The organism is Nitrosomonas nitrosa (assembly GCF_003051105.1).
GTDB classification, from domain to species: domain Bacteria; phylum Pseudomonadota; class Gammaproteobacteria; order Burkholderiales; family Nitrosomonadaceae; genus Nitrosomonas; species Nitrosomonas nitrosa.
This window is the reverse complement of sequence record NZ_QAOO01000029.1, coordinates 16,986-38,508: the sequence shown is the minus strand read 5'-3', so window position 1 is coordinate 38,508 and position 21,523 is coordinate 16,986. Positions and strand designations below refer to the sequence as shown.

At 43.0% G+C, this 21,523-nt stretch carries 19 protein-coding genes and 3 tRNA genes; 12 read left to right on the top strand and 10 right to left on the bottom strand.

Annotated elements, in window-relative coordinates:
- Positions 1 to 499 precede the first annotated feature (499 nt).
- Positions 500 to 844, bottom strand: a complete 345-nt coding sequence (smbP, locus tag C8R30_RS13335; protein WP_090671118.1) for a small metal-binding protein SmbP — start codon at positions 842 to 844, stop codon at positions 500 to 502.
- A 297-nt stretch (positions 845 to 1,141) separates the two neighbouring features.
- Positions 1,142 to 1,217, bottom strand: a tRNA-Asn gene (locus tag C8R30_RS13330).
- 291 nt (positions 1,218 to 1,508) lie between these two features.
- On the opposite strand from C8R30_RS13330, the gene C8R30_RS13325 reads away from it, so the two are divergent.
- Both C8R30_RS13325 and C8R30_RS13320 read left to right on the top strand, forming a co-directional pair.
- Positions 1,509 to 1,585 (top strand) — tRNA-Arg (locus C8R30_RS13325).
- 91 nt (positions 1,586 to 1,676) lie between these two features.
- Positions 1,677 to 1,752: transfer RNA gene (locus C8R30_RS13320), tRNA-Phe, on the top strand.
- A gap of 278 nt (positions 1,753 to 2,030) precedes the next feature.
- On the opposite strand, the gene hemW is transcribed toward C8R30_RS13320, so the two are convergent.
- From hemW to map, 4 genes are all read right to left on the bottom strand, one after another.
- Complete coding sequence (hemW, locus tag C8R30_RS13315) at positions 2,031 to 3,233, bottom strand: radical SAM family heme chaperone HemW (protein ID WP_090671121.1); 1,203 nt, start codon at positions 3,231 to 3,233, stop codon at positions 2,031 to 2,033.
- 28 nt (positions 3,234 to 3,261) lie between these two features.
- Positions 3,262 to 3,855: an RdgB/HAM1 family non-canonical purine NTP pyrophosphatase gene (gene rdgB / locus C8R30_RS13310; RefSeq protein ID WP_107790337.1), complete on the bottom strand. Its 594-nt coding sequence runs from the start codon at positions 3,853 to 3,855 to the stop codon at positions 3,262 to 3,264.
- 7 nt (positions 3,856 to 3,862) lie between these two features.
- The gene (rph, locus tag C8R30_RS13305) at positions 3,863 to 4,585 is read right to left on the bottom strand and encodes a ribonuclease PH (protein WP_090671128.1); all 723 of its coding nucleotides are present in this window, start codon (positions 4,583 to 4,585) and stop codon (positions 3,863 to 3,865) included.
- 63 nt (positions 4,586 to 4,648) lie between these two features.
- The gene (gene map, locus C8R30_RS13300; protein ID WP_107783688.1) at positions 4,649 to 5,458 is read right to left on the bottom strand and encodes a type I methionyl aminopeptidase; all 810 of its coding nucleotides are present in this window, start codon (positions 5,456 to 5,458) and stop codon (positions 4,649 to 4,651) included.
- 538 nt (positions 5,459 to 5,996) lie between these two features.
- Between map and C8R30_RS13295 the strand changes: the two genes are divergently transcribed.
- Complete coding sequence (locus C8R30_RS13295; RefSeq protein WP_107790336.1) at positions 5,997 to 6,647, top strand: c-type cytochrome; 651 nt, start codon at positions 5,997 to 5,999, stop codon at positions 6,645 to 6,647.
- Positions 6,648 to 6,740: 93 nt separating this feature from the next.
- On the opposite strand, the gene hemL is transcribed toward C8R30_RS13295, so the two are convergent.
- The 3 genes from hemL to thiD are packed head-to-tail and all read right to left on the bottom strand — an operon-like array spanning position 6,741 to position 9,525.
- Positions 6,741 to 8,024, bottom strand: a complete 1,284-nt coding sequence (gene hemL / locus C8R30_RS13290) for a glutamate-1-semialdehyde 2,1-aminomutase (protein WP_107790335.1) — start codon at positions 8,022 to 8,024, stop codon at positions 6,741 to 6,743.
- Between the two features lie 14 nt (positions 8,025 to 8,038).
- Positions 8,039 to 8,686 carry a thiamine phosphate synthase gene (gene thiE / locus C8R30_RS13285; RefSeq protein ID WP_107790334.1) on the bottom strand — a complete coding sequence of 216 codons (648 nt, stop codon included), beginning with the start codon at positions 8,684 to 8,686 and terminating at the stop codon, positions 8,039 to 8,041.
- Positions 8,687 to 8,694: 8 nt separating this feature from the next.
- Positions 8,695 to 9,525 carry a bifunctional hydroxymethylpyrimidine kinase/phosphomethylpyrimidine kinase gene (thiD, locus tag C8R30_RS13280; protein WP_090671142.1) on the bottom strand — a complete coding sequence of 277 codons (831 nt, stop codon included), beginning with the start codon at positions 9,523 to 9,525 and terminating at the stop codon, positions 8,695 to 8,697.
- A gap of 52 nt (positions 9,526 to 9,577) precedes the next feature.
- Between thiD and C8R30_RS13275 the strand changes: the two genes are divergently transcribed.
- The 9 genes from C8R30_RS13275 to C8R30_RS13235 all read left to right on the top strand — a co-directional run bounded on the left by C8R30_RS13275 (position 9,578) and on the right by C8R30_RS13235 (position 19,356).
- Positions 9,578 to 9,769 (top strand): rubredoxin, encoded by a 192-nt coding sequence (locus C8R30_RS13275; protein ID WP_090671144.1) that lies wholly within the window; start codon positions 9,578 to 9,580, stop codon positions 9,767 to 9,769.
- Positions 9,766 to 10,152: a lactoylglutathione lyase gene (gloA, locus tag C8R30_RS13270; RefSeq protein ID WP_090671148.1), complete on the top strand. Its 387-nt coding sequence runs from the start codon at positions 9,766 to 9,768 to the stop codon at positions 10,150 to 10,152. The genes C8R30_RS13275 and gloA overlap by 4 nt, the downstream gene beginning before the upstream one ends.
- Before the next feature lie 734 nt (positions 10,153 to 10,886).
- Positions 10,887 to 11,078, top strand: coding sequence for an entry exclusion lipoprotein TrbK (trbK, locus tag C8R30_RS13265; RefSeq protein ID WP_090671151.1), 192 nt, complete (start codon positions 10,887 to 10,889; stop codon positions 11,076 to 11,078).
- Between the two features lie 1,001 nt (positions 11,079 to 12,079).
- Positions 12,080 to 13,189: an alanine dehydrogenase gene (ald, locus tag C8R30_RS13260; RefSeq protein ID WP_090671153.1), complete on the top strand. Its 1,110-nt coding sequence runs from the start codon at positions 12,080 to 12,082 to the stop codon at positions 13,187 to 13,189.
- A 138-nt stretch (positions 13,190 to 13,327) separates the two neighbouring features.
- Positions 13,328 to 14,341: a Fe(3+) ABC transporter substrate-binding protein gene (locus C8R30_RS13255; protein ID WP_090671156.1), complete on the top strand. Its 1,014-nt coding sequence runs from the start codon at positions 13,328 to 13,330 to the stop codon at positions 14,339 to 14,341.
- Between the two features lie 173 nt (positions 14,342 to 14,514).
- On the top strand, positions 14,515 to 16,032 hold the full coding sequence (locus C8R30_RS13250) for an ABC transporter permease (RefSeq protein ID WP_181257777.1): 1,518 nt from the start codon (positions 14,515 to 14,517) through the stop codon (positions 16,030 to 16,032).
- Between the two features lie 5 nt (positions 16,033 to 16,037).
- Positions 16,038 to 17,150, top strand: a complete 1,113-nt coding sequence (locus C8R30_RS13245) for an ABC transporter ATP-binding protein (RefSeq protein ID WP_090671162.1) — start codon at positions 16,038 to 16,040, stop codon at positions 17,148 to 17,150.
- A 199-nt stretch (positions 17,151 to 17,349) separates the two neighbouring features.
- Positions 17,350 to 18,972 carry an alginate export family protein gene (locus tag C8R30_RS13240; protein ID WP_090671165.1) on the top strand — a complete coding sequence of 541 codons (1,623 nt, stop codon included), beginning with the start codon at positions 17,350 to 17,352 and terminating at the stop codon, positions 18,970 to 18,972.
- A gap of 27 nt (positions 18,973 to 18,999) precedes the next feature.
- Positions 19,000 to 19,356, top strand: a complete 357-nt coding sequence (locus tag C8R30_RS13235; protein ID WP_239654051.1) for an NrfJ — start codon at positions 19,000 to 19,002, stop codon at positions 19,354 to 19,356.
- A gap of 61 nt (positions 19,357 to 19,417) precedes the next feature.
- Here the strand turns inward: C8R30_RS13235 and uvrB are convergent, their stop codons facing one another.
- Positions 19,418 to 21,463: an excinuclease ABC subunit UvrB gene (uvrB, locus tag C8R30_RS13230; protein ID WP_107783686.1), complete on the bottom strand. Its 2,046-nt coding sequence runs from the start codon at positions 21,461 to 21,463 to the stop codon at positions 19,418 to 19,420.
- Between the last annotated feature and the right edge of the window lie 60 nt (positions 21,464 to 21,523).

Below are 21,523 nucleotides of genomic sequence, written 5' to 3'. Positions count from 1 at the left end.
GTAAAAAATTGAAAAAGGTATCAAAGCAAATAACCTTACTAACGATACGTTCTTTCAGGTTGACAGTTTCCCCTGCTGCCACTAGACCAAAACCAGTTGGTGTTGATAAAACATTCGAATCAAGTTTGATGCATTAAAAGATTTAAGCTAGATAATTTCTTATATATCCCTAATAAAACTAGGGATTAGCTTATCCAACTTTTGTTTTGATACTTCTATGGAGCTTATATTAAGACATCCTACCCAAAAAACTAGCACAAAAATTTGAATCATATTGTATATAAATAGGAAATAATAGAATTGCGCGCTTCCGATTGAGGGAAACAGGGAATGATGGGAGAGGTTGGTTGCTAATTGAGTACTTAAAAGCGCTTTGAAGAATTCAGGTGTTTAGAATACGAGTTCGTTGCCCCAAAGTAATATTCAGAGGCAACAGCAAAACTATCAATCTTACACCCACCTCGATTAATAACGAACTCGTCAACCGTGACATCAGATCTTAACGACAAGAGTCACGCATATGTCTCAGTGCATTTTCAGCATATTTAGCTGCAATTTTTGGGTTATTCATTGAGGCATGTTTGATAGCTTCTTCTAAGTATTTGATAGTTTGATCCATATGCTTATTATCTTTGCCATACTCATTTCTTGCTTCTTTAGCATGCACTAAGCTTTCTTTTGCGTATTGGAGCGCTTCTTTAGCATGTTCCAATTCTCCGTATACCTGCGCTTTTCCTGCATACCCCATCGCTTCCGCTACATGGCATGCAGCGAATGCATAGGCTTGGGTACTTGAGGATAATATCAACGATCCGGTCACTATCACGGCTATTATCAGTTTCATGAAAGTCATCCCCCTATGTTCAAGATATCTAACCTTTGAATACACCTAACCGTAATCGTGCCATAAAAATGTACAGTTAGAAAGAATACAGAATACTACTCTGTGTCCGTTAGAAGCCCAGTAACCTACGTCAAGCTATGGGAAATGCTTTGGGGGGGTTGACCGCTAATTTGGCGCCATTAAAGAAATTTATAAGTTTGGGCGCAGCGCTTGTGATATAAGTGCGTCGGTCGGTGCAAGCATCAATCGGCAGATACTATCAGAATACCCGTTAAAGAACAACAAGGTGCATATGTTTGGCTCCCCGACCAGGGCTCGAACCTGGGACCTGCGGATTAACAGTCCGTCGCTCTACCGACTGAGCTATCAGGGATCATTTTCAATGAGCTGCATATGTTAGCGTTTTAGATTCTACTGGTCAACCATCAATGCAACCTTCCTAAAGAGTACGAGACAAATCTATTTGTTTTCTGTTCAAAGCAATACTTATTCTTGACAAAAAATGGTAAATGTAACATCATGCCCCGCTCGCTCAGAATACTGTATGTGAAGAAAAATATATCCATTATTAGGGAAGGTAAAGTAGAAATTATCTTTCATTTTTTATGATGGCCCGCTTTGATATAATGTTGAGCCCTTCTTAAAAAGAAAAGAAGATAAATTTGCGCCCGTAGCTCAGTTGGATAGAGTACTTGGCTACGAACCAAGGGGTCGTGGGTTCGAATCCTGCCGGGCGCGCCAATTCTGATATGATATGTACTTTAAAAGTTGTTTCTTCACTGAAGATAAAAACAATATCAAACCAATCGCTATAGTTAAATCGTAAATTATAGGCCAAGTAGCTCAGTTGGTAGAGCAGAGGACTGAAAATCCTTGTGTCGGTGGTTCGATTCCGCCCTTGGCCACCAATAAATTTATGCATTTAGTCAGAATGCGACTAAATGCCTTTTCATTTAATACATTCGTGTAGGCCTATTGCAAAAAAATTGTTCCGAAGCGAAAGGAACTACATAAAGGGCTACATGAAAACTTCTGCAACCAGAAACGATTACAGCATACATTAAACGTGATGCCTCAGGTGATAAGCAAGATTTAACGATAGCCTGAAGTTTTTTCTGAGGATTTTAGCTTGCGTTTCTTTGCGCAAAAAAAGCTCTCAAATTTCTCTCCGCTCAATAAACGTTTTTTAAATAAGAAAAATCTGCAGTAGTTCATTTAAAAATTGCTTACCTTTTACGGTTGGTTTGATGCAATGATGATCCCAACAGAGCAACCCACACTGTTCAGCTCGATGAAGTTCTTGCTGAACAACTGTAATCGATAAACCTGTCGTGGCTTGAAAAGTATCAGGATGAAATCCTTCCATCAGTCTCAATGCATTCATCATGAATTCAAAAGCGCGATCTTTAGCCAGAATCTCGTGTTGCGATTGTACGGAATCATTCTCGTTCAAGGTTTTCGTAATATATTGTTTGGGCTGCTTATAGCGCATTTGCCTTATGATACGATCCTGAAAGCTGATCTTGCTGTGAGCACCTGCGCCAATCCCCAAGTAATCACCAAATTGCCAATAATTTAGGTTATGGTGCGACCGATGGCTTGGTCTGGCGAATGCAGATATTTCATAGTGTTCAAAACCTCGTCTTGAAAGGGTTTGCTCGACTATCAACTGCATCTCTGCTGATAAATCATCATCCGGGAGTTTGGGCGGAAAACGATGAAAGTAAGTATTGGGTTCCAGTGTAAGATGGTAAGCGGAAACATGATGCACGCCGGATACGCTCGCGATTTCAATATCCTGCCGCGCTTCCTCCAAACCTTGATCGGGTAATGCATACATTATGTCAAGATTCACATTATCAAAATATTTCAGCGCTATGTCGAGGGCGCGATGGGCTTCCTTATCATCATGGATACGCCCCAATGCATGCAGGTGCTTGCTATTGAAACTCTGTATCCCCACAGATAAGCGATTAATACCCGCTGTACGAAAATCTGAGAATTTTTGTGCTTCGAATGTCCCGGGATTGGCTTCGAGGGTAACCTCAGCGTAAAGCTCTATTGGGAGCAGCATGCGCACTTGAGTGAGTATCGTATCGACCGCTTGCGCACTTAATAAGCTTGGCGTACCTCCCCCAAAGAATATGCTGCTGATAGGCCTTCCCCAGATTTGTGGTAACGCCATTTCCAAATCACGAATCAGCGCAGATACATAGTCTTGTTCAGGCAGGTTGGCCACATTGTTGCCGATTTCATGTGAATTGAAATCGCAATACGGGCATTTCTTGACACACCAGGGGATGTGTATATAAAGACTCAGAGGTGGAAGAGAGCTGAGTTTAGGTGATTGATTACGGAGTATAGATGAGACATTGATAGTGGCGGCCATGATTAACAGACTATATGTTTATCAAGCGTCAGAGCGTATATTGAGTAAGCAATTCCCCTAATTTGCGGAGTGCCTTTCCACGATGGCTGATTGCATTTTTTTGTTCCATAGGTAGCTCCGCTGCCGTCATATTTAGATCGGACAAGAAAAAATACGGATCGTAACCAAACCCCCCTTCCCCGCGTGGCGTTTGTACGATCTCACCATGCCAGCTTCCATCCACAATAATTGGTTGGGGGTCATCAGCATGCCTTATCAGTACGATTGCGCAATAGTAGTAAGCACGCCGGTCAACATGGGCTTTTAATAGTTGGGTCAGTTTTTGATTGTTGCGTTCGTCCGATTTGGGCTCACCGGCATAACGCGCAGAATGGACGCCTGGCGCACCACCCAGCGCACTCACACATATACCGGAATCATCCGCTAACGAAGGTAATTTTGTAGATCGGCTTGCGTGGCGTGCTTTGGCAAGCGCATTCTCAACAAAAGTTTCAAATGGCTCATCCGTTTCAGTGACACCTAGATTTGCTTGAGAAACAGCCTCGATATCAAATGGCAAGAGTATTTTCTGTATCTCTTTTAGTTTTCCAGCATTATTGCTGGCTATAACGAGCTTTCGCATGAATTCCTTAACCTGCCGCGAGTGCGGCCTTTTGTATGGCGACCAAATCTTGAATACCTTGTTGCGCCAAATCCAGCATGATTTCCAGTTCTTCTCGGCTAAATGCCACACCTTCTGCCGTCCCCTGTACTTCAACCAGACCAAGATTGCCCGTCATGACAACATTCATATCGGTATCACAAGATGAATCTTCTGTGTAATCGAGATCGACCAAGGGTAACCCCTGGTGAATACCTACCGAAATCGCTGCAACATGATCCCGTATCGGATTATGCTTGATTATTTTCTGCGACAGTAGACTGTCAACAGCGTCGTATAGGGCGACAAAGGCACCTGTAATGCTTGCGGTTCGGGTGCCACCATCAGCTTGTATCACATCGCAGTCTATCTGGATGGTGCGCTCGCCCAATTCTTCTAAATTTACGATTGAGCGTAGCGCTCTTCCAATCAGACGTTGAATCTCCATGGTTCGCCCGGATTGCTTGCCTTTGGTCGCCTCGCGTTGCATACGCTCACCGGTTGAACATGGCAGCATTCCATATTCTGCCGTTAACCAGCCCTGACCCAACCCTTTTAGAAATGGGGGTACTTTCTCGGAAACGCTTGCGGTGCATACAACCTTGGTATCGCCGCACTCGATGAGCACAGCGCCGTCAGCATATTTGGTATAGCGACGCGTAATTCTAACGGGGCGAATTTGATGATTTGCGCGGTTGTGATGACGTGGCATGATGAAATTGAATTCTAGAGTGATTCCATTACATTAAAAACTTACCGTTGTTAGTAGATGAATTCAAGAAGCAAAACGATAGGACACCGGTTGGGGTGGAGATCCCGCAGAAACAGTTAATATCTCATAGCCTTCATCAGTCACGAGCACAGTATGTTCCCATTGAGCCGATAGACTATGATCTTTAGTAATTACCGTCCAACCATCGGGCAGTGTCCGTATCGCCGCTTTACCCGCGTTGATCATCGGCTCTACCGTAAAAATCATACCCGCTTTGAGTTCTAAACCAGTTCCAGGCCGACCATAATGAAGAACTTGCGGTTCCTCATGAAATTTTGCCCCGATACCATGTCCGCAGAATTCTCTCACCACGCTATAACCAGCCTTCTCAGCCATGCGTTGAATAGCATGACCAATATCACCTAGGTGCTTGCCTGGTCTAATTTCTTCTATTCCACGCCACATGGATTCGTAAGTGACTTCGCATAATCGCTTGGCTTGTATCGATGGTTTACCCGCATAATACATCCGGCTGGTATCCCCGTGATAACCATCATAGATAACCGTCACATCAATATTGACAATGTCCCCTTCCTTGAGCTTCTTTTCCCCTGGTATGCCATGACACACTTGATGGTTCACCGAAGTACAGATCGATTTTGGAAAAGGATTGTATCCGGGTGGTGCATAATTGAGGGGAGCTGGGATTGTTTTTTGAATATCTACCATATAGTTATGGCAAATCTTGTCAAGTTCGCCCGTCGTTATACCTGGCGCCACATAAGGTGCTATATGATCAAGCACTTCAGATGCCAGTCTTCCAGCAATCCGCATTTTTTCAATTTCTTCAGGAGTTTTTATTTTAACAGCCACAATAATTTATTCACTCAATAATACGATTACCCATTAAAAAATCTTATTAACTGCATCTTGTATTACGCTTGATGCTTAAAAAACTCAATTACAGATCATTCCGCCTTGCAATCAGATCGATTTATTCACATACTCGAAAATCGTCTCTTTCACTTCTTCTTGATCTATATTCTACTTACTCTAAATTCAACTTGCTGGGGTTTACATTGTAATTTCATTTTGTCCTTGTCTTGTTAATGATTCATTTAAAAAATAGGGTATCGCATATCAAAGAAGTGATTCTTGCCGTCGCTAGAGGTAAACAGCCATAACGTTACTCCTATCTCACGCAAGCTACGGCTGCGCGTGCGCATCGCATCGTCATCGTAGCTAATAATTTGATTTTTTTTCTGAGCGTCGCTCTGTTATTACCTTTATTTTGATGGATTATTAACAATGGTCGTTTACTGTTATTCATAAACCTTGTTAAAATGCAACCCTTAAATCGGTGCTTTTCCTTATTCTAAAAAACCTTAAAAAACCTTCACTTCTTCAAATTATGAGAATCATTAAAAATACTGCAATCATTTTTGCGCTTATCTTTTCCAATCAAATTTTTGCTCAAACACCCGGTTTTCAAGGTGATCCTGAGAAAGGTAAAGAAATTGCCACAGGCGTATGCGCTGGTTGCCATAGTGCTGATGGCAACAGCATTATTCCAATCAACCCATCGTTGGCAGGTCAGCATGCTGAGTATATCACCAAGCAATTGATGGATTTTAAGGTAGAAGGTGATGCCCGCGCCAAACGTGATAATCCTGTGATGGCTTCCATGGTTGCAGCACTCTCAGTGGAAGATATGAAAAACCTCGGTGCGTACTATGCAAAGCAAAAAACAAATCCAGCGCCCGCAACCAGTGATGATGAGTCATTACTGGAGCTAGGCAAGCGCGTCTACAATAGCGGAAATTTAGAAAATAACGTACCTGCCTGTTCCAGCTGCCATTCTCCCAATGGTGCTGGTATACCGCCTCATTACCCTAAGTTAGCAGGCCAACATACCGCCTATACTATTTCACAATTAGAAGCATTCCGCCAAGGCAGCCGGACAAACGACATGAATAACGCTATGCAAATGATCGTGTTACGCATGAGCGTTCAAGAAAAGAAAGCAGTGGCTGAATATATTTCAACATTGGCCACCAACTAAAATCTATCTTACCTGTCAATAGTCACCCATCATTTTTTTGTAAAAACAGTCAATTTAATGTCTTCACTTCCGGCGGATCGCCGGGAGTGAATTTTACTTCCAGGTAGCAAAAATACGCCCTGCCGCACTGAGTGTCTTATTGATTTCCTCCTCGGTATGAGAAGATGAAACAAAACCTGCCTCAAATGCAGAAGGAGCAAAATAAACGCCCTCTTGCAGCATTGCGTGAAAGAAACGATTGAACGCTTCCTTATCGCATGCCATTACATCGGCAAAACTTTCCGGCGCTGTTTCTCTAAAATACAAACCGAACATCCCTCCTACTGCTTGCGCACTGAAAGCGATGCCATGCTGTTTGGCTATCTCAGTTAATCCCTGCACCAATTGCTCAGTTTTGGCCGCCAGTGCTTCATAAAACCCGGGTTTCTGCACTTCATTTAAGGTAGCAAGACCAGCAGCTACTGCCACCGGATTTCCTGATAGTGTACCTGCTTGATAGACCGCCCCTAATGGGGCTAGGCACTGCATAATATCCCGTCTGCCGCCAAAAGCTGCCATAGGCATCCCACCACCAATCACTTTACCCAATATCGTGAGGTCGGGTTTAATTTGGTATAGCCCCTGGGCGCATTCTAAGCCTACACGAAAACCTGTCATAACTTCATCAAAGATCAATACGCTGCCATATTGCGTACACAATTTTCTAAGTGTCGTTAAAAAATCAGGACTCGCTTTAACCAAATTCATATTGCCAGCTACTGGTTCTACGATTACTGCCGCAATCTCATTGCCAAAATCATTAAAGGCTTTCTCAACACTCGGAATATCGTTATAGCTTAACACGATAGTATGTGCTGCTGTTTCAGATGGCACCCCTGCCGAACTGGGATGGCCAAAAGTCAGCGCGCCCGACCCTGCTTTGACCAATAAGGCATCATCATGCCCATGGTAACAACCCTCGAATTTGATGATCCGGCTTCTGTTCGTATAGCCGCGGGCCAGACGAATTGCACTCATCCCAGCTTCAGTACCCGAGCTGACTAATCGAACTTGTTCTATAGAAGGCAACAAGCTGCAAACCAATTCTGCAATGATCAGTTCAGCCTCAGTAGGTGCACCAAAAGATAAGCCATTTTGTGCTGCCTCGCGGACCGATTTGATCACTTCAGGATGCGCATGCCCCAAAATAAGCGGGCCCCATGACCCGACATAATCGATATAGGCTTTTCCATCTACATCCCAAAAATAAGGCCCCTGCCCTCGTTGAAAAAAAATGGGTGTCCCGCCCACAGACTTAAAGGCGCGTACGGGTGAATTAACCCCACCAGGAATAACTCTCTGGGAGAGCTCATATAATTGCTGATTACGTGAAGTCATTTACTTTCTCGTTATTATGAAGATGAAATCGTTTCAATATCTGTAAATAATTGGTTAAAACTGGCTGCAGTCGACCGAATACATTGCGTATTGAACAGCGCGTGGCAAACGGCCAGCGCATCGCATCCATAGTTTACTAGCTTCGCCGCATTTTCCAATGTAATCCCGCCGATTGCGACAATTGGTATATTTAAGTAATTCTTTGCCTCAGAAAGTAGTCGTGTAGATGCCTTTACAGTATCCGTTTTAGTCAATGATGGAAAAAAAGCACCAAAAGCGACATAATCTGCGCCCTGCTTTTCTGCTCCTATCGCCAATTTCAATTGGTTATAGCAGGAAACCCCGATAATTTTGTTTTTACCCAGATAATCTCTAGCTTCAGAAACCATCATGTCATCCTTTCCAAGATGCACCCCATCAGCATTGACCATGATCGCAAGATCGCAGTGGTCATTAATGATCATGCGCGCACCGTAGTCCCTACAAAGCGCGGTGAGTGCTTCTGCTTGAGTCAGACGCAAACGATCGTCTGCTAACTTATTTCGATACTGGACGTATCTTACGCCTGCACGCAATGCTTGCTGCGTCATCTCGTATAGTTGGTGCGTGTCAGCTATATCTGGCGTTATCGCGTATAAACCTTTTAAATCGTGGCGTATCATTTGAACAGTTAGGTTTTTTCTTCCGACTCATTTTCGTCGCTAGCCCAGAAAAAACGATCTGGCAGGTACTGTCCCATGCCAGGACGAAAACCGGATTTGAGTGCATGCCAAGTATAATCTTGCGCCTCGTAAACACTTTCTGCTATCGGCAACCCATGAGCAAGCGATGCCGCTATCGCCGACGATAACGTACAACCCGATCCATGATAGGAGCCAGGTAGTCGCTGCCATTCATCAGAGCGGACGGCCCCTTTGGAGTCATAAAGCGTATTAATGACTTTTGCTGTATTTTCATGCGTACCTGTGATCAATGCATACTCACACCCCAAATCCAGCAAGCGATCCGCGCTCTGTTTTAATTCGATTGTTTCTAACTCGTCTTCATGGTCAAGCGCTAAGCGTCGAGCTTCTAAGCTATTGGGCGTAATAATCGTTGTCTGGGGGATCAATAAATCACACAATGCTCTGATCATCTGCTCATTCGTAAGCACATCTCCACGGCCTGAAGTGAGGATAGGATCAAGTACGACTGGAATACCGGGGTAATCCGCTATCACTTCTGCAATGGCGACAATGATTTCAACGCTCCCAAGCAACCCAATCTTGAATGCATCAACAGGCATGTCCTCAAGCACAATACGTGCTTGATCGGTGACCCATTCTGCATCCAGAGGCAAGATGTTTTCAACACCGACTGTATCCTGGACTGTAATGGCGGTAATAACTGTAAGCGGATGGCAACCCATACTGGCCAAAGTCAGAATGTCGGCTTGTATTCCTGCACCGCCACTAGGGTCACTTGCAGCAAATGTTAATACTTTTGGGGGTGGTTGAGACATGCAATAATACCGTAAAATATAATTTTAACTTAAAAGGGTATTTCTATCTATCATGTCTACTGATGAAAATCAGATTTATCACCGATACATGTGCTTGATCTGCGGCTATATTTATGACGAGGCTGAAGGCTCGCCACAAGAAGGTATTCCACCGGGAACACGCTGGGCGGATGTTCCAATAAACTGGACTTGCCCGGAATGTGGCGCCCGTAAAGAAGATTTTGAAATGATAAAAGTATTATGAGAATACTTCACACCATGCTGCGAGTCGGCAATCTCGAGAAATCCATAGATTTTTATACCAAAATCCTTGGCATGAAGGTACTGAGACAAAAAGAATATCCTGATGGCAAATTCACATTGGTTTTTGTCGGCTATCAAAGTGAATCAGAGGGCGCTGTTTTGGAGCTAACATATAACTGGGGTGTGGATAAATATGATCTAGGCACGGCTTTTGGCCACATTGCAATTGAAGTGGATGATGCCTATAAAGCTTGTGAAAATGTTAAAAAACTAGGGGGTCGTGTAACACGCGAGGCAGGGCCTATGAAGCACGGGGCTACTGTGATTGCTTTTGTCGAGGATCCTGATGGTTATAAAATTGAATTTATCCAGAAAAAAGAGTAACCGCGTTATCAGGATAGTGTAATCAGATAATTTGGCTGCACCCTTCCCTCATCACCCAGTTTAAAAGTCCGCAGCGAGTTGAGAAACAGTACAGTCTAAATCTGTTCAGATAAACGATGGCACATGTTTATGGCCATTAATCTGACACCATCACCTTTTACTGACAGCGACTCGCATTATGCACCTACGCTTTGTCCATTTGAGCGCTGTGAAGCTATTTGATTTGCCGCTCGAATGGCCTGAGTTTGGCTTGGCTAATAGGCCATTACCTCAAGTCTTAATGCCAATTTGCGCGATTTAACTACATCATTGCCACTAAGAGATAAGCTTGCTTGAGATTGGATTGGTTGCTTTTAAGCTTTGTTGATTAGAGACTGTCCAGCTTTACCGTCTAATCTTTGATCAGTAAATGATCTCAGCGTACTTGTAAGGAGCATATTGGAAGTAGGTGCAAAATATCATTACATATTGCGAGGTTTTCCAACTGCGTTTGAGTGTGAATCAGTTTCCTTTCCTTGCCACATCGATTCCAGCAATCCATCGCTAAAACTTATACCGATTATGCGGCTTACCCTTCGAAAAAAGCTATACTAAAATCTCAAACTTTGAAGATTAGGGTAGAATTAAGTAGCTGGGTTCGAATGGTGAACTAAAATCAGGCTATTGAATAGCTTGAATATATCAGACTATTGTATTGTTATGAATCTATCCATTAATTATAGAGGGAGTTCTAAATGAGTTTTAAATGTAAAATCATTGGTATTATTGGTCTTAGTATCGCTCTGATGGGGTGTGATGGCGTGCCTGAAGCTAATTCAGTAAATTGCGCTGGGATAGGAATGGAGAAATCACTGACAGCTTTTACTAGTGAGGCTGATCGACAAGCATTTATTGATAAATGTAATGCATTAAACAAAGAAGACTAGCTTTTTTCAATCTATAAAAATAGTCATAAATGTAGTGTTGTAGAAATTTCCTGATTGGATCAAATAGGCAGGCAATAGGGAAAGGCTCGGAGAACAATAAAAAAGGCGGTAGACAGTACAACACAACGATGAAGTAAGTTGCACATAGGCTGTATCTGTCTCCTCCTGGTTGTCGTTTGCACCTACATTGGGATGAAAGCAGAAATGCCATAGTTTTGGATAAATCAACATTTTTACCGAGCTCTTGACGTTTCGGTTTTTTTTTACCCTCCTGAGAAAAACGTAACACTTACTTACCCAGACACTAATGAGCCTATTGCATTTGATTTTATAAAACGATCAGTTGTTAGCTTTCAAAAGATCCAGGAATGCACCAGGAGTGCTGTCCGAGACGGATCTACTGCGGAAAAAGCTGACAGGCCGGATTTTCTATTCCTTTTCGTTCGATAGGGTAACTATTCGCCTCAAATGATCGATAAGTCCAGCTCGGTCACCTTCACCCTCGCTGCGATCGCAGTTCACGGATAGCCTTAGTATCCAGCTCAAAATTGTCCGCTTTCATTAGGCAGCGACACCGTCGACCCCTTCATCAAGGCCAAAGTATATTGGCCACATCGCCTTCTCAAATGAATACAATATATTGCGTGATACCCATACTTACTCTAATAATCGATGTGAGAACAGTATTCACATAACCCAGCTCCATCAAAAGCTATCAAGCTGTTTTAGCAAAAGAAGGTGTCGAAATCTAATGCGAGGTGCGTAGGCTATCTCTACTTGCAGAAAAAATAATGTATCTGCTTCTGAAACTTTGGGTATTTTCTCCTCAGATAAATTGTCATATTTTATCTCGTAGCAAATTCGGTCGTCGCCTATACTGCACAGCTATATTAAGTAATTACAACTTGCATTTCACGTGGTTTTGTCGATCGATTAGCCAGTGTCATCAAAGACATAAAAATAAATGAATTATTTTGAACAACCTAATTAGGATTTAAATCATGATTATTGGATTGCCCAAGGAGACGAAAGATAATGAATTCCGTGTGGGGATGTCCCCCGGTACAGTGCACACTTTGACAAACCAAGGGCATCTAGTGCGAGTTCAAACTGGTGCGGGAATTGGGAGTGCTTTTTCCGATGATGATTATCGCTCTGCAGGCGCCGATATTGTTTTCAATGCTGATGACGCTTGGTCAGCACAATTAGTCGTTAAAGTAAAAGAACCTACTGAACCAGAATACCGCTATTTACGCCAAGAACTCATTCTCTTCACCTACCTACACCTCGCTTCGAATAAATCTTTAGTGGATGTACTGTTAGCCACAGGCACAACAGGCATTGCATACGAAACTGTACAAACGGCATCAGGAGAATTGCCTTTACTCGCGCCCATGAGCGAGGTGGCCGGCAGAATGGCGACCCAAATAGGGGCTACCTACTTATTGAAAACATCGGGAGGAAGGGGCATCCTTATGAGTGGCGTACCTGGCGTAGCGCCCGCTAATGTCGTTATTCTTGGAGCAGGTATAGTCGGTGCAAATGCAGCAAGAGTTGCAGTTGGCATGGGTGCCCAAGTAACTGTACTAGATGTGAACCATAACCGACTGAAATATCTCGATGATATCTACAGAGGTCAATTATTGACGCGCATGAGCGATGGTCTCAATATCAGAGAGTTAGTCTTTCAAGCTGATCTGGTCATTGGCGCAATACTCATTCCAGGTGGACGCGCGCCTTGGCTCATCACTAAAGAAATGCTAGCAGACATGCGCAAAGGATCCGTTATCGTCGATGTGGCGGTTGATCAAGGTGGATGTGTTGAAACAACACATCCAACCACACATAGTCACCCGGTTTATGAAGTTGATGGCGTACTGCACTATTGTGTTACTAATATGCCGGGCGCTGTCCCTCGCACGAGCACTTTCGCGCTTAACAATCAGACAGCCACTTACGTAGTAAAGCTTGCGAACGAAGGTTTAAATGCCGTACGCCAAGAGCGCACTCTGCAGCACGGTTTAAATACCTACCGTGGCTATGTCACACATCCTGCAGTTGCGGAAGCATTCGGGTTGACTTATACCAATCCATTACAGGCTCTTCAATAATTCATGATCAACCACGAAGTAATTTTATTGCAGCCTTAACACTGGACAACTGATAATTGTTCTTATTCATAGTATAATTACCTGTAAACCAAAGTTAAAAACTTTTTACCAATCTCTTTTTGTCTTCATTAAATTTAAATGCACAAACCAACTTCTTTTATTCGTTTATTTGCAATCATAGGCTGCTGCTTTTTCTTTCTAGCCACCAATGCACGCGCTGAGCAGGTGGTTGTCTATTCGGCGAGAATCGAACAGCTTATCAAACCTATGTTCGATGCTTTTACCCGTGAAACGGGTATTCAAGTCAAATTTACGACGGATAAGGAAGGCGCGCTTTTAGCAAGGCTCAAGGCTGAAGGACGAAGAACACCAGCTGATGTTCTCATAACGGTTGATGCAGGGAATTTGTGGGAGGCTGCTCGTGCAGGATTATTAAAATCGATTTCTTCTCCCATACTTGAATCAAATATACCTGCACATCTACGCGATCCGCGTGGCCAATGGTTTGGCCTATCGGTACGGGCACGTACCCTTGTTTACAATACTCAAAAAGTAAAACCCACCGAACTCTCTACCTATGAAGATTTGGCTGACCCTAAATGGAAAGGCAGGTTATGTTTACGTACTTCCAAGAAGGTTTATAATCAATCGCTGGTTGCCATGATGATTGCTGAACATGGTGAAGCCGAAACCGAACGGATTGTAAAAGGTTGGGTAGCTAACCTTGCAACCGAGCCATTATCTGACGATACAAAAGCATTGGAGTTTGTAGCTGCAGGCCGCTGCGATGTAACAGTAATCAATACCTATTATTTTGGAAGATTGATGGAGGCAAACCCTGCCTTACCACTAGCTATCTTTTGGCCAAATCAAAATAACAGCGGTGTTCATGTCAATATTTCTGGTGCAGGCGTGACTCAATATAGTAAAAATGAGCGGTCGGCTATTAAATTATTAGAGTTTTTATCTTCTGACAAAGCTCAAAACCTGTTTGCTGATATCAATATGGAATATCCAGCTAATCCCCAAATTCAACCAAGTGAAACTGTTTCGGCCTGGGGAGAATTCAAGCAAAACCAAATGAATGTTGTTAAAGCAGGTGAATTGCAAACTACCGCAGTAAAATTAATGGATCGTGCTGGCTATCGATAAGCGAGTAAGTACATGTGAAAAATGAAAACTATTTTACTAAAGGAGATAAAACTGTAGACCCTCCCCAAACATTTTTTCACTTGAAAGGTGCTGCAAATATTTGGAGAATAATTCCTTTTCTCATTGCAGCACTTATCCTCATACCAATTGCAGTCGTTTTCTCCTCCGTTTTTATGCCAGCAAATGATGTCTGGCAGCATCTTGTCGAAACGACTCTGCTCACGTTATTGATCAATACCTTCTGGCTTGCTCTAGGTGTCCTGACGGGTTCCGCGTTGCTAGGGGTTAGCCTAGCTTGGTTTACCGCGGTTTATGAATTTCCGGGAAGTCGGTTTTTTTCATGGGCGTTATTATTACCATTGGCCATTCCAGCTTACGTGACTGCATTTGTAGTACTCGGTTTATTCGATTACACCGGCCCGATTCAAACCAACCTTCGAACTTGGTTGGGAACAGAATTACCCTGGTTCCCTGATTTATACGGGCGAAGTGGCGTTATCCTGGTGATGACGCTTGCCTTTTATCCTTATGTCTATCTTATGGCGCGTAATGCTTTCCTCACGCAGGGAAAACGATTATTAGAAGTAGCGCAATCACTCGGCCTTAACCAAAGACAAGGTTTTTTCAAAGTTTCGCTACCCATGGCGCGGCCTTGGATTGCTGGTGGTTTAATGCTTACGCTCATGGAAACACTCGCGGATTTTGGGACGGTTGCTATATTTAATTATGATACGTTTACCACGGCGATCTACAAGGCTTGGTTTGGTCTGTTCTCGCTACCCGCAGCCTCTCAGCTCGCATCACTGTTGATACTTATCGTTTTTGTAGTCATTATTGCCGAGCAACAATTTCGAATACGGATGCGCTATGCAGAAACCAAACGAAGTGCACGTGTTGATCGTATCGCCCTATCAGGCTGGCGAAGCAGCGCAGTAGCTTGCTTTGCAGCAAGTGTTTTATTTCTTGCCTTTATTTTACCCATCATTCAACTGTCCATCTGGGCAATCCAGTCGCTAATGGAAAGTTTCGACCAGCGCTATTTCGAATTTCTGTTCCATTCCGTACTGCTTTCAGCCGCTGCCACACTCATTACTTGTTTTGCCGCTTTATTACTCGTTTATGCTGCACGCCTCTATTCTGATACAACTACTCGGATAGCGGTACGCATAGCTACCATTGGCTATGCTTTGCCGGGTGCAGTTTTAGCTGTCGGTATTTTTATCCCTGTCGTGTGGGTGGATGATTTATTGAACGCATGGTGGTTAAAGCTGTTTCAAGTAGAAATTGGATTCTTGATTCAAGGCACACTCGGTGTAATGCTTATTGCATATATGACTCGTTTTCTTGCAGTCGGCCATTATCCGATAGACAGTGCCATGCAACGTATTACGCGCAATATCGATGAAGCTGCAATGGGATTTGGTTTGACAGGGTGGTCAATATTACGAAGAATCCATCTACCGATATTGAAAACAGGTATTTTTACAGCAGCCGCACTGGTTTTTGTCGATGTAATGAAAGAAATGCCAATTACTTTAATGACCCGCCCTTTTGGCTGGGATACCTTGGCCGTCCGTATATTTGCGTTAACCTCGGAAGGTGAGTGGGAGCATGCTGCACTGCCTGCAGTTACACTTGTCATGGCAGGACTAGTGCCAATTATTTTGCTGATGCGACAGACCGACAAGTAAGCCAAGTGAGTACTCTACTAAAGATAAACCAGATTCAACATTGTTACGGTAACCATAAGACTTTTGACGATTTATCGTTTGATCTCCAAAAAGGCGAAATTGGTTGTTTGCTAGGACCAAGTGGTTGTGGAAAAACAACGGTATTGCGTTGTATAGCTGGCTTTGAATCATTAACAGCAGGCCAAATATCGCTTAATGGCGTAGCGGTGAGTGATTCTCATTTTAGCCTACCACCGGAACAAAGACGTATTGGCATGGTTTTCCAGGATTATGCCTTGTTTCCCCATTTGACTGTGGCAGAAAATATTGGTTTTGGATTGCATCGCAGCCCTACGCAAGAGCGCAAACAACGGGTTATTGACATGCTCAAAACCATCGGTCTCATAGAAGCAGCCGACAGATATCCTCATGAGCTCTCAGGAGGACAGCAGCAACGCGTTGCACTTGCTCGCGCACTGGCGCCTCGCCCTGATTTGCTATTACTAGATGAACCCTTTTCTAATTTGGACATTACGCTGCGCGAGCGCCTGAGCCAGGAAGTACGTGAAATTTTAAAAAATCAGCAAATAACTGCCATTCTGGTTACACATGATCAAGGTGAAGCCTTCTCAGTCGCTGATATGATCGGCGTGATGCACCAAGGAAAAATCATGCAATGGGATACCGCTTACAATTTATACCACCGGCCCGCTAATCGTTTTGTGGCTAATTTTATTGGTCAAGGTGTATTTTTACCTGGCAAAGTACTTGATCTTGGGATGATTGAGATGGAATTAGGCGTTCTGTCCAAAGACATTTATCATCATTGCGAATCAGATCAGGAAATCTGCCCCATAGGGAGTGAAGTCGAAATATTGATACGGCCTGACGATATCGTGTATTGCCCTGAAAGTAGCACACAAGCCTTAATTACACATAAAGCTTTTCGTGGCGCTGAAATACTTTATACACTTAAATTAGCAAGTGGTATGACAGTACTGTCGCTTATACCCAGCCACCATGACCACGCCATTGGTGAAAAACTTGGCATCAGACTAGAAGCTGATCATGTCGTGATATTTAGCAAAGCATTGCTAACTTACCACTCTAATTCGCAATTTTCTGCTTGGTCGGAGTAAATTAAATCAGCGTTGTCTGCAAATCGATATCAGTTTCCTTGCCCATTCCTGAACCATATAGTCCTTATAATTCAATAGAAGATAGGGTTAGTAATCTTTTTTTGTTAAAATTAATATTAAAATCAAAAAAATATAACTTCTGATCTAATGTCAGAAAACTCTTATTCAATGCAAAAATACTGGGGAGGTTAATAAAGTAATGTTTCCATTCGATTCTTTTAGAGACTACAAGCTAAAATATTGCTCTCTAGCAAGAATAAATTTACTGAAACTCATTTTTGGTTTTTCCGTTGCCACACTTGCAATCCAGGTTCACTCGTCGGAACCCGTAGACAACGAAAATCAGAAATTTAATTGGTCACAAACACCCCCTGTAACCCCGATGCCTCGAGTAGGCATTTTTACGATACCGCCCGCTGGACCTGGCTACTACTCGCTTTGGGATTTGATGACTGGAAATAAGCGTGAAGCGCCCCCTGTCTCACCTTATGCTCCTTTTGCGCTACTCCCTACTTCGGCATTCGATATTGATTTTCGGTATCTCGACAAACCCGGGCATGAGAAAGATTTTTTCGATCCTGCAAAACGTATTCAGTTAAATGATGATTGGTTGCTGTCATTTGGCGGTCAGTTCTGGTATCGATACATGCACGAAACGGATAGCCGCCTGAATGCAGCAGGTGCCGATAATAACTATCATCTTTTTCGCACACGTTTCCACGCAGATCTATGGTACCAGGATCGCTTCAGACTCTTTGCTGAATTCCTCGATGCTCGCGCTGCGGGTCAGGATTTACCTGCACTGGCTATCGACAAAAATCATACTGACATGCTGAATCTATTCGCCGATATCAAACTAGGGCAGTTCCTAGATGGACCGGCGTATATGCGGGTTGGTCGACAAGAATTGCTCTACGGCTCACAAAGGTTGATTTCCACTCTTGATTGGGCTAATACCCGCAGGACTTTTCAAGGTATCAAGACGTTCTGGAGGACGCCCACATTCGATTTGGATGCATTTTTTGTCAGACCGATGACAACTGAGAGAAATGAGTTTGATCACTGGGATAAAGACCGAAACTTTTTTGGATTATGGGGTACCTATAAACCAATGAAAGGTCAGCTGCTTGATTTATATTTTCTTAGCCTGATCGATAATCGAGTTGTCTCACCATTAAATATTCATCAAGGTAATATTTTGCAAGGCAATTCAACCTTACAAACTGTGGGAGGGCGTATCGCAGGTGACTATAATCGTTTCCTTTATGAGTTTGAGGGTATGTATCAGTTTGGTGAACGATCAAATTTAGATATCTCAGCTTTCGCCGTAGCAACAGGGCTTGGTTACCACCTGCCTTTCCCTATGAATCCGCAATTCTGGCTACGCTATGATTTTGCATCAGGTGACAGCAATCCGAATGATGGTCGAACCAATACTTTTAATCATCTTTTCCCATTTGGGCATTACTACTTAGGCTACATGGATCTGGTAGGGCGTCAGAACTTACACGATTTCAATGCCCAAGTGACCTTGCACCCTCAGCCTTGGTTTACGTTCATTGCTCAATACCATCGATTCTATTTAGCTAATGAACGTGATTATCTTTACAACACAGCTGGAATTGGCACCCTGCGTGATATTACTGGGCAGTCAGGTAGCCATATTGGTGATGAAATTGATTTCCGAGTCAATTTCCATATTAGTCGTCATCAAGATGTACTTGTTGGCTATTCCAAACTATTTAGTGGCACCTTTGTCAATAATCAGAGACCAGGCATTTCTCCTGATTTCTTTTATGCGCAGTACACAATTCGTTTTTAATTGCTGAAAAATCATAAACAATAAACTATGAAAACTTTATATAAAGTTGTAGCTTTTACATTAGTCGCATTTTTATTTGAATCAACATTGATTTATGCTGACCAAACTTCCTCCAATAGAATTTTGCTCGCAAGCGCAGAAAAATTACCGGACAACGAAGGGATTGTCGTTTCGACACTGGATACTGCAGGATATACTTATATGGAATTAGAAAATGGCAGCAAGCGATTCTGGATTGCAGCACCCACCACCAAAGTCAAAATAGGCGACCATATCCGATTTGCTGAAAGCATGACGATGCATAACTTCACCAGCAAAACATTGAATCGTACATTCAATCGGCTTGTTTTTGTCACTTCGACCCAGGTAAAAGTCGCTCAATAGCCCGCATCATTAAATTCCAGGCAAAGCTAAATCTGCTACGCTTTTTTACTTGCCTGGTTTTTTAACGATTCTGTGATACATCCGGTTCTATAAAACCAATAAATAATTTATTTTTCAAATTCTTGATTTGATCGCGATATTGGGCCGCTTTTTCAAATTCCAGGTTTTTTGCGGATTCCAGCATGTGCTTTTCTAATACTTGAATTTCTTTGGCTAACTGGACCTCACTCATATTTTCATAACGGGCTTGAGCTTGCGCCATTTGTATCTGGCTGCTTCGTTGCTCACTATCATAAACACCATCAATGAGGTCCTTGATGCGTTTACTGACGCTTTTAGGCGTAATATTATTTTCCTGATTAAATAAAAGTTGTTTATTTCGCCGCCGGTCAGTTTCTTCGATTGCCCGCTGTATTGAATTTGTAACATGATCGGCATAAAGAATTGCGGTTCCATTGATATGACGTGCGGCTCTTCCGATAGTCTGTATCAGTGACCGCTCAGAGCGCAAAAAACCTTCCTTATCGGCATCCAGTATGCCTACCAGCGAAACTTCGGGTATATCCAAGCCTTCTCGTAGTAAATTAATGCCTACCAACACATCAAATTTACCTAAGCGCAAGTCCCTGATAATTTCTACACGCTCAACCGTATCAATGTCGGAATGAAGATAGCGCACTCTAATACCGTGATCTGAGAAATAATCGGTTAAATCTTCGGCCATACGCTTAGTAAGTGTCGTTACCAGCGTCCGCTCCCCTTTTACTGCACGTGCAGTAACTTCAGACATCAAATCATCCACCTGTGTGGCAACTGGCCGCAAGATAATTTCCGGGTCAACTAAGCCTGTTGGTCTAACTACTTGCTCTATCACTTGCCCACTTTTTCTTGCCTCATAATCAGCAGGCGTAGCTGAGATAAAAACGGTTTGGGGCATTAGTTTCTCGAATTCGTCAAATTTCAGCGGGCGGTTATCCAATGCAGAAGGCAAGCGAAAACCGTAAGTGACTAAATTTTCTTTCCGTGACCGATCGCCTCGATACATTCCCCCCAACTGTGGAACCGTCACATGGCTCTCGTCGATAAACATCAATGCATTGCTAGGTAAATAATCGATCAGCGTCGGAGGCGGTTCACCTGCTTTTCTACCGGAGAAATGCCGTGAATAATTTTCAATTCCTTTACAAAAACCCAGTTCATTCAGCATCTCCAAATCAAAGCGGGTGCGCTGTTCGATTCGTTGAGCTTCTACTAGTTTGTTTTGTTGATGAAAAAAACTGATGCGTTCGGCAAGCTCGGCTTTGATTGTTTCAATTGCTCGCACTGTTGTGCTTCTTGGCGTGACATAGTGACTGGAAGGATAAACCGTGAAACGAGATATCTTGTGTAGGGTACGTCCTGTCAACGGATCAAATGAGGTGATATTTTCGATGACATCATCGAATAGAGATACCCGAATAGCTATTTCTGAATTCTCTGCCGGAAATATATCAACGATATCACCACGCACGCGGAAAGTTCCCCGGCTAAATTCAAATTCATTGCGTTGATATTGCATTCCAGTCAAGCGCTTAATGATGTCGCGCTGGGAAATATTCTCATGCTCTCGCAAATGGAGAATCATACTATGGTAATCGACAGGGTCTCCTATACCATAAATACAGGATACCGTAGCTACAATGATCGTATCTTTACGCTCAAGCAGTGATTTAGTTGCAGAAAGACGCATTTGCTCGATATGCTCGTTAATATTCGAGTCTTTTTCAATATAAAGATCTCGTGAAGGTACATAAGCTTCAGGTTGATAATAATCATAGTAAGATACAAAATATTCAATTGCATTTTCTGGAAAAAACTCGCGCATTTCTGCATATAATTGCGCTGCCAGTGTTTTATTTGGCGCAATAATGATAGCCGGGCGGCCTAATCGAGCGATCATATTGGCTATCGTAAAAGTTTTACCTGAACCTGTGACACCCAGCAAGGTTTGAAAGAGTAAACCGGCCTCGATACCTTCGACTAATTTATCGATAGCAGCTGGTTGATCGCCAGCAGGCAAAAAAGATTGATAAAGCTTATATGGGCTGTTGGGAAAGGTAATAATCACAGGTATAATTTCTTCGCAAAACTATTTTAATTCTAGCATGTTAGGCATCAACCAATCAGG